This window comes from Pseudomonas sp. AU11447 (assembly GCF_001672555.2).
Classification (GTDB): domain Bacteria; phylum Pseudomonadota; class Gammaproteobacteria; order Pseudomonadales; family Pseudomonadaceae; genus Pseudomonas; species Pseudomonas nitroreducens.
This window is the reverse complement of record NZ_LZDG02000089.1, coordinates 127,381-141,125: the sequence shown is the minus strand read 5'-3', so window position 1 is coordinate 141,125 and position 13,745 is coordinate 127,381. Positions and strand designations below refer to the sequence as shown.

Sequence of the window (13,745 nt, the reverse complement as noted above, 5' to 3'; positions counted from 1 at the left end):
ATCCACAAGCGAGGGGGACGCATGAACATCAGCTTCTTCCAGGAACTGCTGCAGAGCATCAGCGAGCGCGGCCGGCAATTGCTGGAGTCGCGCGAGCCGGCGCCGGGCAATGCCCAGGCGCTGGCGCAGGCGTGCCGCAAACTGATCTCCGGCCATGGCGAGGCTTCCGGCGTGGCGCTGGCGCGGCAGGTGCTGTGCGCCTACCGCGACTGTCCGGAGGAGCAGCAGAAGGCTTTCTTCGACACGCTGCTCATGGATTTCGCGCCGCCTCATGACGCGCTGGCCGAAGCCTGCCAGCGCTATCTCGACGATCCTTCGTCGGCTAACACCACCCAGCTGTTCGAGGCCAGCGAACCACCGCGCCAGGAACTGTTCCGCCGCCTTAATCAGGCGCCGGGCGGCACCGCCGAGCTGATCGCCATGCGCCGCAGGCTGCTGGGGGAACTCAAGGGCAAACCCGAGTTGGCGGCCGTGGACCACGACCTGCAGCACCTGCTGGCGTCGTGGTTCAACCGTGGCTTCCTGGTGCTGCGGCGCATCGACTGGTCGACCCCGGCGTCGATCCTGGAAAAGATCATCAAGTACGAGGCCGTCCACGCGATCAAGGACTGGGACGACCTGCGCAGCCGCCTGCAACCGGCCGACCGCCGCTGCTTCGCCTTCTTCCACCCGGCGCTGGCGGAAGAGCCGCTGATCTTCGTCGAGGTGGCGCTGACCCGCGCGATGCCGGGCGCGATTGCAGACATTCTCGAGCCGGCGACAGACGTTCAGCCGGCAGAGGAACCCGATACGGCGGTGTTTTATTCCATCAGCAACTGCCAGGACGGCCTGCGCGGCATTTCCTTCGGCAACTTCCTGATCAAGCAGGTGGTGGAAGAGTTGGCGCGGGAGATTCCCGGCCTGCGCCAGTACGTCACCCTGTCACCGGTACCCGGCTTCCGTCGCTGGCTCGACGGGCTGGGCGACGACCCGCAACTGGGCGCGGCCGCCGCCGACCTGCTCAAGGCGCTCAAGCCCGACGCGCCGCCACCGCCGCGCACCGAGCAGCCGCTGCTGGCGCTGGCCGCCGAATATTTCCTGCACGCCAAGAACGGCACCGGGCTTCCGCTGGACCCGGTGGCGCGCTTCCACCTCGGCAACGGTGCCCGTCTGGAGCGCCTGAACTGGCGTGGCGACCTCTCCGCCAGCGGCCTGCGCCAGGCTGCTGGGCTGATGGTCAATTACCGCTACGAACTGCGCCAGATCGAAAAGAACCACGAAGCCTACGCCAACCAGGGCGCGGTCGCGGCCTCACCCGAGGTGCGCAAGCTCGCGACGCTGTCGGCGAAAACAAAACGCTAGGACCTCACCATGAACCAGAGTCTTTTCGCCGAAGTCGGCAAACACCTGCCCAGCGACCTGTCCAAGCCCTTCATCCGCACCCCATTGGGTGGCGACTACAGCTATGCCGACATGCTGCGCAGCACTTCGCAGTTCGCCCATGCGCTGGTGGAACTTGGCGTGCAGCCGGGCGACCGCGTTGCCGTGCAGGTCGACAAGAGCCCCGAGACGGTGATGCTCTACCTCGCCGTGCTGCGCGTCGGTGCGGTCTACCTGCCGCTCAACAGCGGCTACACCGGCGATGAGCTGCGCTACTTCCTCGACGACGCCGAGCCCTCGCTGTTCGTCTGCGCGCCGGCCTTTGAAGCCCAGGCCCGCGAACTGGCCGAAGCCAGCGGTGTGGCTCGTGTGGCGACCCTGGGCGACCAGGTCGACGGCTCGCTGATGGACGCCGTGCATGGCAAGCCGGGGCGCTTCGTCGACGTGCCGCGCGCCTCCAGCGACCTCGCCGCGATCCTCTATACCTCCGGCACCACCGGGCGTTCCAAGGGGGCGATGATCAGCCACGGCAACCTCGTCTCCAACGCCCGCGCACTGGTGGATGCCTGGCAGATTACCGGCGAGGACTGGCTGCTCCATGCGCTGCCGATCTTCCATATCCACGGCCTGTTCGTGGCCTGCAACAGTCTGTTGATGGCGGGCGGTTCGATGCTCTTCCTCAGCAAGTTCGACGCCGCGCAGATGCTTCGCCTGCTGCCGCAGGTGAACCTGCTGATGGGCGTGCCGACCTTCTACACCCGCCTGCTCGACCAACCCGGCCTGACCCGCGAGGCGGTGGCGCACATGCGCCTGTTCATCTCCGGCTCCGCGCCACTCACCGCCGAGACCCACAAGGCGTTCTCCGAGCGCACCGGCATGGCGATCCTCGAGCGTTACGGCATGACCGAGACGGGCATGAACACCTCCAACCCGCTGGATGGCGAGCGCATTGCCGGCACTGTCGGCTTCCCGCTGCCGGGCGTCGAACTGCGCATCACCGATCCTTCGCAGTCCGCGCCGACCCCGCTGTCCCAGGGCGAGCCGGGGATGATCGAGGTGCGTGGGCCGAACGTGTTCCAGGGCTACTGGCGCATGCCGGAGAAGACCGCCGAGGAGCTGCGCGCGGACGGCTACTTCATGACCGGCGACATTGGCTTCATCGACGACAAGGGCTACGTGCAGATCGTCGGCCGCAACAAGGACATGATCATCAGCGGCGGCTTCAACGTGTATCCCAAGGAGCTGGAGGAAATCCTCGACACCCTGCCGGGCGTGGTCGAGTCGGCGGTGATCGGCGTGCCGCACCCGGACTTCGGCGAGGGCGTTACCGCCGTGCTGGTGGCCAGCCAAGGGCAGGCACCGAGCGAGGCCCAGGTGCTCGCCGCGCTGGACGGCAAGCTGGCGCGCTTCAAGCAGCCCAAGCGGGTGATGGTGGTCGATGCGCTGCCGCGCAATGTGATGGGCAAGGTGCAGAAGAACGTGCTGCGTGAGCAGTTCAAGGCGCTGTATTCCTGAACCTTGCGTACCTGAAAAAGCCCCGTTCGCGGGGCTTTTGCTTTCGTAGGAGCGGAGCTTCTACGCGAAATCAGCTCCTATTGGAGATATCAGGTGCATCGAGCCCGCGTAGGAGCGGACTCCGTCCGCGATGTGCCTGCCTCGCGCCGGGCTTTCCGGCGTCGCGCCAGTGTGCGCGCGGACTTCTTGTTTCGCCCCCTCGGGCGACCCACTTTGGCAAACGMCCCAAAGTGGGCAAAGGTCTTGCCCCRRWCATCCGGTTTTTCGCTTGGGGCGAAAAATKCCCTCGTTGAAGCGAAGTTTCAGGGGCCCGAACTAGGCGTCCCCCCACGAAGGGCCATCCCTGGCCCATCGYGGCTCTCGCGRCATCCATGYCGCTCAACCCCTGAAACTCCGCTTCAACGAGGCCTCCTGAACGGGGCGATTCGGAGTGCGCAGATGTTTCGCTGGAAATCTTTTTAAAGCCAAAGCCAAAGCCAAAGCCAAAGCGGCAGAAGTAGGGCTCTTCGTAGGAGCGAGCTTGCTCGCGAATTGCTCAACGCCGGAGCGACGCAATGAAAAAGCCCCGCATCAGCGGGGCTCTTTCATGTTGCACAAATCGATCAGCGAACCGTCACCACCACCTTGCCCACCGCCTTGCGCTGGCCCAGGTGGTTGATCGCGTCGGCGGCTTTCTCCAGCGGGAAAGTCTGCGACACCAGCGGCTTGATCTTGCCTTCGGCGAACCATTTGAACAGCTGCTGGAAGTTCGCCGCGTTGTCCTGCGGCTGGCGCTGGGCGAAGGAGCCCCAGAACACGCCGACCAGGGAGGCACCCTTGAGCAGGGTGAGGTTGGCCGGCAGCGACGGGATGGTGCCGCTGGCGAAACCGACCACCAGCATACGGCCGTTCCAGGCGATGGAGCGGAAGGCTTCCTCGAACAGGTCGCCGCCAACCGGGTCGTAGATCACGTCCACGCCCTGGCCGCCGGTGATTTCCTTGAGCTTGTCCTTCAGGCTGCCTTCGCTGTAGTTGATCAGCACGTCGGCACCGGCGGCCTTGGCCACTTCCAGCTTGGCCTCGCTGCTGGCGGCGGCGATCACCTTGGCGCCCATGGCCTTGCCGATTTCCACGGCAGCCAGGCCCACGCCACCGGAGGCGCCGAGCACCAGCAGGGTCTCGCCCGGCTGCAGGTTGGCGCGCTGCTTGAGTGCGTGCATGGAGGTGCCGTAGGTCATGCCGAAGGCCGCGGCGCTGGCGAAGTCCATGCCGTCGGGAATCGGCATCACGCTGTAGCCGGGCACCGCCACTTCCTCGGCGAAGCTGCCCCAGCCGGTCAGCGCCATCACGCGGTCGCCGGGCTTCACATGGGTGACTTTCTCGCCGACCGCGCCGACTACGCCGGCAGCCTCGCCACCCGGGGAGAACGGGAAGGGCGGTTTGAACTGGTATTTGCCCTCGATGATCAGCGTATCGGGGAAGTTAACCCCGGCGGCATGCACCTGCAGCAGGACTTCGTTCTTCTTCGGCTCGGGGCTGGCGATGTCTTCCAGCACCAGGGTTTCGGCGGGGCCGAAGGCTTTGCACAGCACGGCTTTCATTCGAAGTACTCCGTTGGCGGGTTCTTGTTTCCGAGTGGGGCAGTGTAGGAGTGCAGGGGCAGGGGGCAAATCACCATGGTCTGGGCTTATGCCCCGATATAGCTTGGGCGGCGGCGCGACTGTGGCTATCCTTTGCCCATCGAATCCGGAGACATCGCCTTGAGAGCTTTCCTCGCCCTGTTGCTGGTCCTTTCCTTCAGCCCCTTCGTCATCGCCTCCGAGTCCGAAGAGGCCAAGCCGGAAGACGCCAACAAGCCGGTCTTCGTCGACCTGACGCCGGCCCTGGTGGGTAACTACGGCAGCGGCCCGCGGCTGAAGTACTTCAAAGCCGACATCGCCCTGAAGGTCATCGGCAAGGAAGCGTCGGAGAAGGTCGAGCACCACGAGCCGCTGATCCGCAACCAACTGGTGATGCTGTTTGCCCAGCAAACGGATGAATCCCTCGGCAGCGTCGACGGCAAGGAAAAACTGCGCCAGGAAGCGCTGAAGCAGGTGCAGACCGTGCTGCAGCAGGAAGAGGGCAAGCCACTGGTCGACGACCTGCTGTTCAACAACCTGATCGTCCAGCCCTGAGCGCTTCCCGAGGCGCCTGCATGAGCGCAACTCATCTGCGCACCGCAGGCGCCTCCGTTTTCCGGCTGCGGCCACCCGCCGCAATGCCGGTCTGAAAGTCCCGCCTCGCAAGGCGCGTAGGAAATTTCCTCTGCACGCCTGACCTGAATCAAACCCCATTTGCCGCCGGTCGCCGAACATCCCCTCATGATTCGCTCGAATTCGAGCGCCTGGACAAGGGGAAATCGGATGACAGGAAACGCAAAAAGCTGGCGCACCCGCGGTCTCGCGGTGCTGGTGGTGGCCGTGCTCGCCGCGCTGGCCTGGCAGACGTTCAAGCCGACCGGGCTGGGCGAAGGTTTTGCCAGCGGCAACGGGCGCATCGAAGCCACCGAGGTGGACGTTGCGACCAAGCTCGCCGGGCGGGTGGCGGAAATCCTCGTGGACGAAGGTGACTTCGTGAAGACCGGCCAGGTCGTCGCGCGCATGGATACCCAGGTGCTCAAGGCCCAGCTGGCGCAGGCCGAGGCCGAGGTGCGGCGGGCGCAGAACGCCAAGCTCACCGCCGAGTCCCTGGTGGCCCAGCGGCACAGCGAGAAGGCCACCGCCGAAGCCATGGTCGCCCAGCGCCAGGCCGAGCTCACCGCTGCGCAGAAGCGCTTCACCCGCACCGAGCAGTTGGTCAAGCGCAACGCCCTGCCGCAACAGCAACTCGACGATGACCGCGCTGCCCTGCAGAGTTCCCAGGCGGCGCTGGCCGCTTCGCGCTCCCAGGTTATCTCGGCTCAGGCCAGCATCGCTGCTGCCAGCTCCCAGGTGATCGAGGCGCAGTCGGCCATCGAGGCCGCCACTGCGAGCACCGTGCGCCTGCAGGCCGACATCGACGACAGCGACCTCAAGGCCCCGCGCAACGGCCGCGTGCAGTACCGCGTGGCGCAGCCGGGCGAGGTCCTGCCGGCCGGCGGCAAGCTGCTCAACATGGTCGACCTGGCCGATGTCTACATGACCTTCTTCCTGCCCTCGGGCCAGGCCGGCAAGGTCGAGCTGGGCCAGGAAGTGCACCTGGTGATCGATGCGGTGCCGGAGTACGTGATCCCGGCCAAGGTGTCCTACGTCGCCAGCGTCGCGCAGTTCACGCCCAAGACCGTGGAGACTGCCAACGAGCGCGAGAAGCTGATGTTCCGCGTCAAGGCGCGCCTCGATCCGGGCCTGCTGGAGAAGTACATCACCTACGTGAAGACTGGCGTGCCGGGCATGGCCTATATGCGCCTCGACCCGCAGGTGGAATGGCCGGCTGACCTGCAGATCAAGGTCCCGCAATGAGCGGCGCCGGCTGCGTGGCTCATCTCACCGGCGTCTCGCTGCGCTACGGCGAGACCCGCGCGGTGGACGACGTCAGCCTGGCAATCCCGGCCAATCGCATGGTTGGCCTGATCGGCCCGGATGGTGTCGGCAAGTCCAGCCTGCTGGCGCTGCTGGCCGGCGCGCGGAAGATGCAGGACGGCGAAATCCAGGTGCTCGGCGGCGACATGCGCGACGTGCGCCATCGCCGCGCCGTGTGCCCGCGCATCGCCTACATGCCGCAAGGGCTGGGCAAGAACCTCTACCCGACGCTCTCGGTGTTCGAGAACGTCGATTTCTTCGGTCGCCTGTTCGGCCACGACAAGGCCGAGCGCGAGCGGCGCATCGCCGACCTGCTGCAGAGTACCGGGCTGGCGCCTTTCGCCGAGCGGCCGGCGGGCAAGCTGTCCGGTGGCATGAAGCAGAAGCTCGGGCTGTGCTGCGCGCTGATCCATGACCCCGACCTGCTGATCCTCGACGAACCCACCACCGGCGTCGACCCACTGTCGCGCAACCAGTTCTGGGAATTGATCGGCCGTATCCGCGCCGGTCGCGAAGGCATGAGCGTGCTGGTGGCCACCGCCTACATGGAGGAGGCCGAGCGCTTCGACTGGCTGGTGGCGATGGACGAGGGCAAGGTGCTCGCCACCGGGACACCCGCCGAGTTGCGCGAGCAGACATCGACGCAGAACCTCGAGGAGGCGTTCATTGCGCTGCTGCCCGAGAGCAAGCGTGCCGGCCACCACAAGCTGGTGATTCCCCCGCGTCCGCAGAATGACGGTGCACCGCAGATCGCCATCGAGGCCGAGGGGCTGACCTGTCGCTTCGGCGATTTCGTCGCGGTGGACCATGTGAGCTTTCGCATCGAGCGCGGGGAAATCTTCGGCTTCCTCGGTTCCAACGGCTGCGGCAAGTCCACCACCATGAAGATGCTCACCGGCCTGTTGCCGGCCAGCGAAGGCACCTGTGCGCTGTTCGGCCAGCCGGTCAACGCCAACGACATGGAGACTCGCCGCCGTGTGGGCTACATGTCCCAGGCGTTCTCGCTGTACGCCGAGCTGACGGTGCTGCAGAACCTCGAGCTGCACGCGAAACTCTTCCACCTGCCGCCTGAACAGATCGGCCCGCGCGTGGAGGAAATGCTCCAGCGCTTCGACCTCGGCAAGGTCCGCAATGAGCTGCCCGACAGCCTGCCGCTGGGCATTCGCCAGCGCCTGTCGCTGGCCGTGGCGGTGATCCACAAGCCGGAAATCCTGATCCTCGACGAGCCCACCTCGGGCGTCGACCCGGTAGCCCGCGACGGCTTCTGGGAGCTGATGGTGGAGCTGTCGCGCAATGACGGCGTGACCATCTTCATCTCCACCCACTTCATGAACGAGGCCGAGCGCTGCGACCGCATCTCGCTGATGCACGCCGGCAAGGTGCTCGACAGCGATACCCCGCAGGGGCTGATCGACAAGCGCGGCTTGCCGACCCTGGAAGCCACCTTCATCGCCTACCTGGAAGAAGCCGCCGGCAGCGCGCCAGTGCCGGAAACGGCCCCTGCGCCGGAGCCGGCCACTGAATCCACGCGCTACAAGGGCAGCGATCGCTTCAGCTGGCTGCGCCTATTCAGCTACGCGCGCCGCGAGGCCATGGAGCTGCGCCGCGACCCGATCCGCCTGACCCTGGCGCTGGTCGGCACTGCGCTGCTGATGTTCATCATCGGCTACGGCATCAACATGGATGTCGAGGACCTGACCTACGCCGTGCTCGACCGCGACCAGACCACCACCAGCCAGGCCTACGCGCTTAACATCGCCGGCTCGCGCTACTTCATCGAGAAGCAGGCGATCCAGGACCCGGACGACCTGGAGCGGCGCCTGCGCAGCGGCGACATCAGCCTGGCGGTGGAGATCCCGCCGAACTTCGGCCGCGACCTCAAGCGTGGCGCCGACCCGGCCATCGGCGTGTGGATCGACGGCGCCATGCCGACCCGCGCCAACACCGTGCTCGGCTACGTGCAGGGGCTCCACGCCAGTTACCTCGCCGACCTTGCCCGGCAGAACGGCAGCGCCGCTGCCAGCGCGGCCGCAAGCACCGAGGTGCGCTACCGCTACAACCCGGATGTGGAGAGCCTCAAGGCCATGGTGCCGGCGGTGATCCCGCTGCTGCTGATCATGATCCCGGCGATGCTCACCGCCCTGGGCGTGGTGCGTGAGAAGGAGCTGGGCTCGATCACCAACCTCTACGTCACGCCGGTCACGCGCCTGGAGTTCCTGCTGGGCAAGCAACTGCCCTACATCGGCATGGGCATGATCAACTTCGTGCTGATGCTGGCGATGGCCGTGCTGTTGTTCCAGGTGCCACTCAAGGGCAGCTTCCTCGCACTGCTGGTCGGCGCGTTCCTCTACGTGGTGACCAGCACGGGGCTGGGGCTGCTGCTCTCGACCTTCATGAAGAGCCAGATCGCCGCGGTGTTCGGCACCGCCATCGCCACCATGATCCCGGCGATCCAGTTCTCCGGGTTGATCCACCCGGTGTCGTCGCTGGAAGGCGCGGCAGCCTTCATCGGCCAGCTCTACCCGACCTCGCATTTCCTGATCATCAGCCGTGGCGCCTTCTCCAAGGCGCTGGGCTTCCCCGACCTGTGGGTCTACTACCTGCCGCTGGCGGCGATGATCGTGGTGCTGACGCTGCTCAGCGTGGCCTGCCTGAAGAAGCAGGAGGACTGAGCCATGAAGAAGCTGGCGAACATCTTCAACCTTGGCATCAAGGAATTCCGCAGCCTGGGCCGCGACTACGCGATGCTGATCCTGATCGCCTGGGCCTTCACCCTGGGTGTCTACAGCTCCGCCACCGGCGTGCCGGAAACCTTGCACCACGCGCCCATCGCCATCGTCGACGAGGACCAGTCGCAGCTCTCCTCGCGCATCGTCAACGCCTTCCAGCCGCCGTATTTCCGCACGCCGGAGATGATCGGCCACGCGGAGATGGACCGTGGCATGGACGTCGGCCTGTACACCTTCACCCTGGATATCCCGCCGGACTTCCAGCGCGACGTGCTGGCCGGGCGGCAGCCGGCGATCCAGGTCAACGTCGATGCGACGCAGACCGGTCAGGCCTTCTCCGGCGCCGGGTACATCCAGAACATCGTCGGCACCGAGGTGCGCGAGTTCGTCAGCCGCTACCGTGCCGAGTCGGCGATGCCGGCGGAGCTGGCGGTGCGCATGGAGTTCAACCCGAACCTGACGCAGGCCTGGTTCGGCGCGGTGATGGAGGTGATCAACCAGATCACCATGCTGTCGATCATCCTCACCGGCGCCGCGCTGATTCGCGAGCGCGAGCACGGCACCGTCGAGCACCTGCTGGTGATGCCGCTGACCGCCTTCGAGATCATGATGGCCAAGGTCTGGTCGATGGGCACCGTGGTGCTGGTGGCGGCGGCGATCTCGCTGCAACTGGTGGTGCGCGGTTGGCTGGACGTGCCGATCAGCGGCTCGGTGGGGTTGTTCCTGCTGGGCGCGGCGCTGCACCTGTTCGCCACCACATCGATGGGCATCTTCCTCGGCACCGTGGCGCGCTCGATGCCGCAGCTGGGGTTGCTGGTGATCCTCACGCTGATGCCGCTGCAGATTCTGTCCGGCGGCACCACGCCGCGCGAGAGCATGCCGGAGCTGGTGCAGACCATCATGCTGGCGGCGCCGACCACGCACTTCGTCAGCCTGGCCCAGGCGATTCTTTATCGTGGGGCCGACCTGTCCATCGTCTGGCCACAGCTGCTGGCCATCGTCGGGATCGGTGCGGCGTTCTTCAGCGGCGCGCTGTGGCGCTTCCGTCGGACCATCGGGCAGATGGCCTAGGCCGGCTTTTCGTAGGAGCGAGGGGGACGCCTAGTTCTTGCTCGCGAACCTGCCCGACGCCGACGCTGCCGGTCAATCCGTTCGCGAGCAAGCTCGCTCCTACAGGGGAACTGTTACTCCACCGGCCACACACACGTCTGGTTCCGCCCCTTGTGCTTGGCCGCGTACAGCGCGCGGTCGGCCTGGGCGATCAGCTGGTCCGGCTCGGCGTCCTGGCCGGGCGTGGCAATGGCCAGGCCGATGCTGACCGTCAACCGACCCAGCTCCGCTGCCGGATGGGCGATGGCGAGTTCCGCCACGTGCTGGTGGATGCGCGCTGCGACGTGGCCGGCGCCCTCGGCACCGGTGTCGGTGAGGATGATCACGAACTCTTCGCCGCCAAAGCGGCAGGCAACGTCGCCCTCGCGTTGCAGGCACTCCTGCAGGCAGCTGGCAACGCGGCGCAGGGCGTCGTCGCCAGCGAGGTGCCCGAGGCAGTCGTTGAAGCGCTTGAAGTGGTCGACGTCGAGCATCAGCACCGCCAGCGGCGCGTCGGCCCGGCGCAGGCGGCGCCATTCGCTCTGCAGCTGGCGGTCGAAGTAGCGGCGGTTGTACAAGCCGGTCAGCCCGTCCTGCTGCGACAGCTTCTGCAGCTGTGCCTCGAGCTGCAGGCGTTCGCTGTTATCACGAGCCACGGCGATCAGGTAGTCGCGGTCGCCCTGGTGGATCAGCTGGGTATTGATCTCCGCAGGCTGCAGGCTGCCGTCGCGGCGCTGCATTTCGCGCTGGAAGATCATCGACAGGTTCAGTCGGTGCGCCTGCTGTACCAGCTGGATCCAGGCGTGGAAGCCGGGAACCAGCCGTTCGGGGTCTTCGCGCAGCAGATGGCGGAAGTCCTCGGCGCTGTAGCCCAGGGCATTGTAGGTGGCGCGGTTCATGTGCAGCAGCTCGCGGTGCTGCAGGTCGAAGATGAACAGCGCGTCGCGGCTGGAGTCGGTGAGGTCCAGCGCCAGCTGCAGGCGTTCGCGGCTCTCGTGCAGGGTGGCCTCGACGGACTGGCGCTGTTCCGCCTCCTGGTTGAGCAACTGGTTGCTGGCGCTCAGGGCGGTGGCGCGGCGGGCGTTCTCTCGGGCGAGGAACAGCGCTGCCACCAGCAGGAGGCTGATCGCGACGCCGCCGCCAAAAACCACCAGCGGCAACGGCGAGGACAGCGACCTGACCAGTTGCGCCGTCGGGCTGAGCTCCAGTTCGAAGCTGCGGTTGTTGAGCAGGCGCAGCGGTACGCGCAGGGTCTGGTCGGCATCGCTGTCGGGCTGCTCGCGTACGTAGAGCGGCCGACCATGCTCCAGCAGGCGGACGGTGAACAGCTGGTTGTCGAGCTGTTGCAGCAGGTTGTCCATCAGGTTGCCGACGCGAAACACGCCCTGCATGAACCCGTCGAATTGCAGCTCATTGTCCGTGCCACGGATGAACACCGGCGTATACAGGACGAAGCCGCGGCCGCCCTGGAGCAGCTCCACACTGTCGCTCAGGCGCGGCTTGCCGCTGTCGCGGGCGGCAATGGCGGTGGCGTAGTTGGGGTGATGGTCGGTGAGTTGGAAGTTCAGCGCCGCCTCGTTGCCCTGCAAGGGCTCCAGCCAGCGGATACGCAGGTCCGGCCCTGACCACTGGATCGACTGGTAGCCGGGGAAGCTGCGCACGTAGAAGCGTGCGTCCAGCTCCCATTCGGCGCGGGGCATGCGGCCGTGGTGGGTCCACAGTTGGGCGAGCAGGTCCAGGCCCTGGACCTGCTCGTGGAGGTTGGCTTCCAACCGGTGTGCCAGGCTGCGCCCCTGGTAGGTCAGGCGCTCCTGCACGCGCTGCCGTTCACTGCCTGCCAGCTCCTCGCCGAGCCAGGCGCTGGCGAGCAGAAGCACGCAGAGCAGACCGCCAAGCCCGAGGTAGGTAGCTAGTGAGGACTGAAGGCGGTGCATGTGGCGAATTCCGGGAGCTTCAGTAACCTAATAGCACAATGCCTCTATTTGTGCGCCAGGCCGACGACAATCGCCCATTGTTCAGCGGTGACCGGCATGACCGACAGGCGGCTGCCCTTCTGCACCAGGGGCATCTCCTCCAGCCCGGCCTGGGCCTTGAGCGTGCCGAGCGGCAGCACCGAGTGGAAGGCCTCGACGAAACCGACATCGCGGGCCGTCCAGGGGTTCTTCTCTGCACTGGCCTTGGGGTCGTGGTAGTGGCTTTTCGGGTCCAGCGCGGTTGGGTCCGGGTAGGCCTCGCCCGTTATCTCGGCAATGCCGGCAATGCCCGGCTCCGGGCAGCTGGAGTGGTAGAAGAAGAACAGGTCGCCCGGCTGCATGCTGCGCATGAAGTTGCGTGCCTGATAGTTGCGCACGCCGTCCCAGCGCGCGGTCTTCAGGCGCTGGAGGTCATGGATCGAAAGTTCGTCGGGCTCGGATTTCATCAGCCAGTAAGCGCGTGCCATCCGCGAGGGTCTCCTTGTGCGTGGCGGTTCGTGATCGTTTTTACTAACGATAGGTGGTTCCCTGCGACAAGCTGCCGACTCGCCGGAAACAAATTGTAGGAAGAATATGTAGGAACATCGGCATGAACATTGCCTGAAAGTGCCGGGAGTTTCGGGGGCGGCCGATCCTCCGACGACCGGTTGGCGCCAGAATTGCGAGACGCCCCGCATTGTCGGAGAATGCCGCCGTTTTTAGCTTGGCCTGCCGGACGGACCAAAAACCACCGCCGGCCGTCATGAACAATTGCCTGGAAGGGGGAGGCAATCGATGAAGCGCAAGCCTGATCTTTTGTGGGTGTTGGTAATACTTTTCGGTCTGGGTGTCGTCACGACCGGTTACACCCAGAGCCTGTGGGAACAACGCCAGGGCAACGCCCCGGTGCAGGTCACCCAGCAGCCCTGATTCGCCGGGGTGCTATCGAGACGGCTATCGCAAGGACCGCGATGCCGTAGCGAGACGGCCATACCAGCCGCCATCCGTCACAATGCCCATCAGCGGCACATCCCAGCTCGCCAGCTCCAGCTTATCGACCTTCTGGCATTCATGCGCCAGGCCCAAAAGCGTCGGTTTCTGCCAATTTTTGCGCATTCCCAGGTAGGCCAGGGTACGGTCGTAGAACCCCTTGCCCATGCCTAGCCGGCCGCCTTGCGGATCGAAGCCCACCAGTGGCAGCAACAGCAGGTCCAGCGCCCAGGCCGGGCGTTGGCGCTGACGGTCGGCCTGCGGTTCGGCGATGTTGAAGCGATTGCGTACCCAGCGCTCACCAATGCCGACCTGCTGGAAGGTCATGTGCGTGCGTGGCCAGTCCGAAAGCACCGGCAGGTAGATCGCCTTGCCACGCTGCTGCGCAGCCTTCATCAGGGGGCGCGGGTCGATCTCGCCGTCAGCTGGCAGATACAACGCAATGTGCTTCGCCCGGCGAAACAGCGGATGTTGCGCAAGCTGGCGGTACAGGGCTTGTGCGGCGAGGCGTTGCTGGAGGGGAGTGAGTGCGCGTCTGGCCTGGCGCAGCTGGCGGCGCAGGGCAGGGCGGGAGAGGGAATCTGCGTGGATCATGG

At 65.9% G+C, this 13,745-nt stretch carries 11 protein-coding genes; 7 read left to right on the top strand and 4 right to left on the bottom strand.

Going from position 1 to position 13,745, the window contains the following annotated elements; translation table 11 throughout:
* The first annotated feature begins 21 nt into the window (after positions 1–21).
* On the top strand, positions 22–1,341 hold the full coding sequence (locus A6723_RS28465; RefSeq protein WP_054910229.1) for a malonyl-CoA decarboxylase: 1,320 nt from the start codon (positions 22–24) through the stop codon (positions 1,339–1,341).
* 9 nt (positions 1,342–1,350) lie between these two features.
* The gene (locus A6723_RS28460) at positions 1,351–2,874 is read left to right on the top strand and encodes a malonyl-CoA synthase (protein ID WP_065348214.1); all 1,524 of its coding nucleotides are present in this window, start codon (positions 1,351–1,353) and stop codon (positions 2,872–2,874) included.
* Between the two features lie 602 nt (positions 2,875–3,476).
* Here the strand turns inward: A6723_RS28460 and A6723_RS28455 are convergent.
* On the bottom strand, positions 3,477–4,454 hold the full coding sequence (locus tag A6723_RS28455; protein ID WP_054907760.1) for an NADPH:quinone oxidoreductase family protein: 978 nt from the start codon (positions 4,452–4,454) through the stop codon (positions 3,477–3,479).
* A 159-nt stretch (positions 4,455–4,613) separates the two neighbouring features.
* Here A6723_RS28455 and A6723_RS28450 point away from each other — a divergent pair, with 159 nt between their 5' ends.
* The 4 genes from A6723_RS28450 to A6723_RS28435 all read left to right on the top strand — a co-directional run bounded on the left by A6723_RS28450 (position 4,614) and on the right by A6723_RS28435 (position 10,189).
* Positions 4,614–5,027 (top strand): flagellar basal body-associated protein FliL, encoded by a 414-nt coding sequence (locus tag A6723_RS28450; RefSeq protein WP_037013440.1) that lies wholly within the window; start codon positions 4,614–4,616, stop codon positions 5,025–5,027.
* Positions 5,028–5,255: 228 nt separating this feature from the next.
* Complete coding sequence (locus tag A6723_RS28445) at positions 5,256–6,329, top strand: HlyD family secretion protein (protein ID WP_054907761.1); 1,074 nt, start codon at positions 5,256–5,258, stop codon at positions 6,327–6,329.
* Positions 6,326–9,061, top strand: a complete 2,736-nt coding sequence (gene rbbA, locus A6723_RS28440) for a ribosome-associated ATPase/putative transporter RbbA (RefSeq protein ID WP_054907762.1) — start codon at positions 6,326–6,328, stop codon at positions 9,059–9,061. The genes A6723_RS28445 and rbbA overlap by 4 nt, the downstream gene beginning before the upstream one ends.
* A gap of 3 nt (positions 9,062–9,064) precedes the next feature.
* Entirely contained in the window at positions 9,065–10,189 is a 1,125-nt protein-coding gene (locus A6723_RS28435) for an ABC transporter permease (RefSeq protein ID WP_054907763.1), read from the top strand.
* A 113-nt stretch (positions 10,190–10,302) separates the two neighbouring features.
* Here the strand turns inward: A6723_RS28435 and A6723_RS28430 are convergent, their stop codons facing one another.
* Both A6723_RS28430 and A6723_RS28425 read right to left on the bottom strand, forming a co-directional pair.
* Positions 10,303–12,141 (bottom strand): diguanylate cyclase, encoded by a 1,839-nt coding sequence (locus A6723_RS28430; protein WP_054907764.1) that lies wholly within the window; start codon positions 12,139–12,141, stop codon positions 10,303–10,305.
* Between the two features lie 44 nt (positions 12,142–12,185).
* Complete coding sequence (locus A6723_RS28425) at positions 12,186–12,647, bottom strand: EVE domain-containing protein (RefSeq protein WP_054907765.1); 462 nt, start codon at positions 12,645–12,647, stop codon at positions 12,186–12,188.
* Positions 12,648–12,954: 307 nt separating this feature from the next.
* Between A6723_RS28425 and A6723_RS32535 the strand changes: the two genes are divergently transcribed.
* A complete protein-coding gene (locus A6723_RS32535) occupies positions 12,955–13,089 on the top strand; it encodes a hypothetical protein (protein WP_128082560.1) in 135 nt (44 codons plus the stop codon).
* Positions 13,090–13,113: 24 nt separating this feature from the next.
* Here the strand turns inward: A6723_RS32535 and A6723_RS28420 are convergent, their stop codons facing one another.
* Complete coding sequence (locus A6723_RS28420) at positions 13,114–13,743, bottom strand: 5-formyltetrahydrofolate cyclo-ligase (RefSeq protein ID WP_054907766.1); 630 nt, start codon at positions 13,741–13,743, stop codon at positions 13,114–13,116.
* Positions 13,744–13,745: the final 2 nt, after the last annotated feature.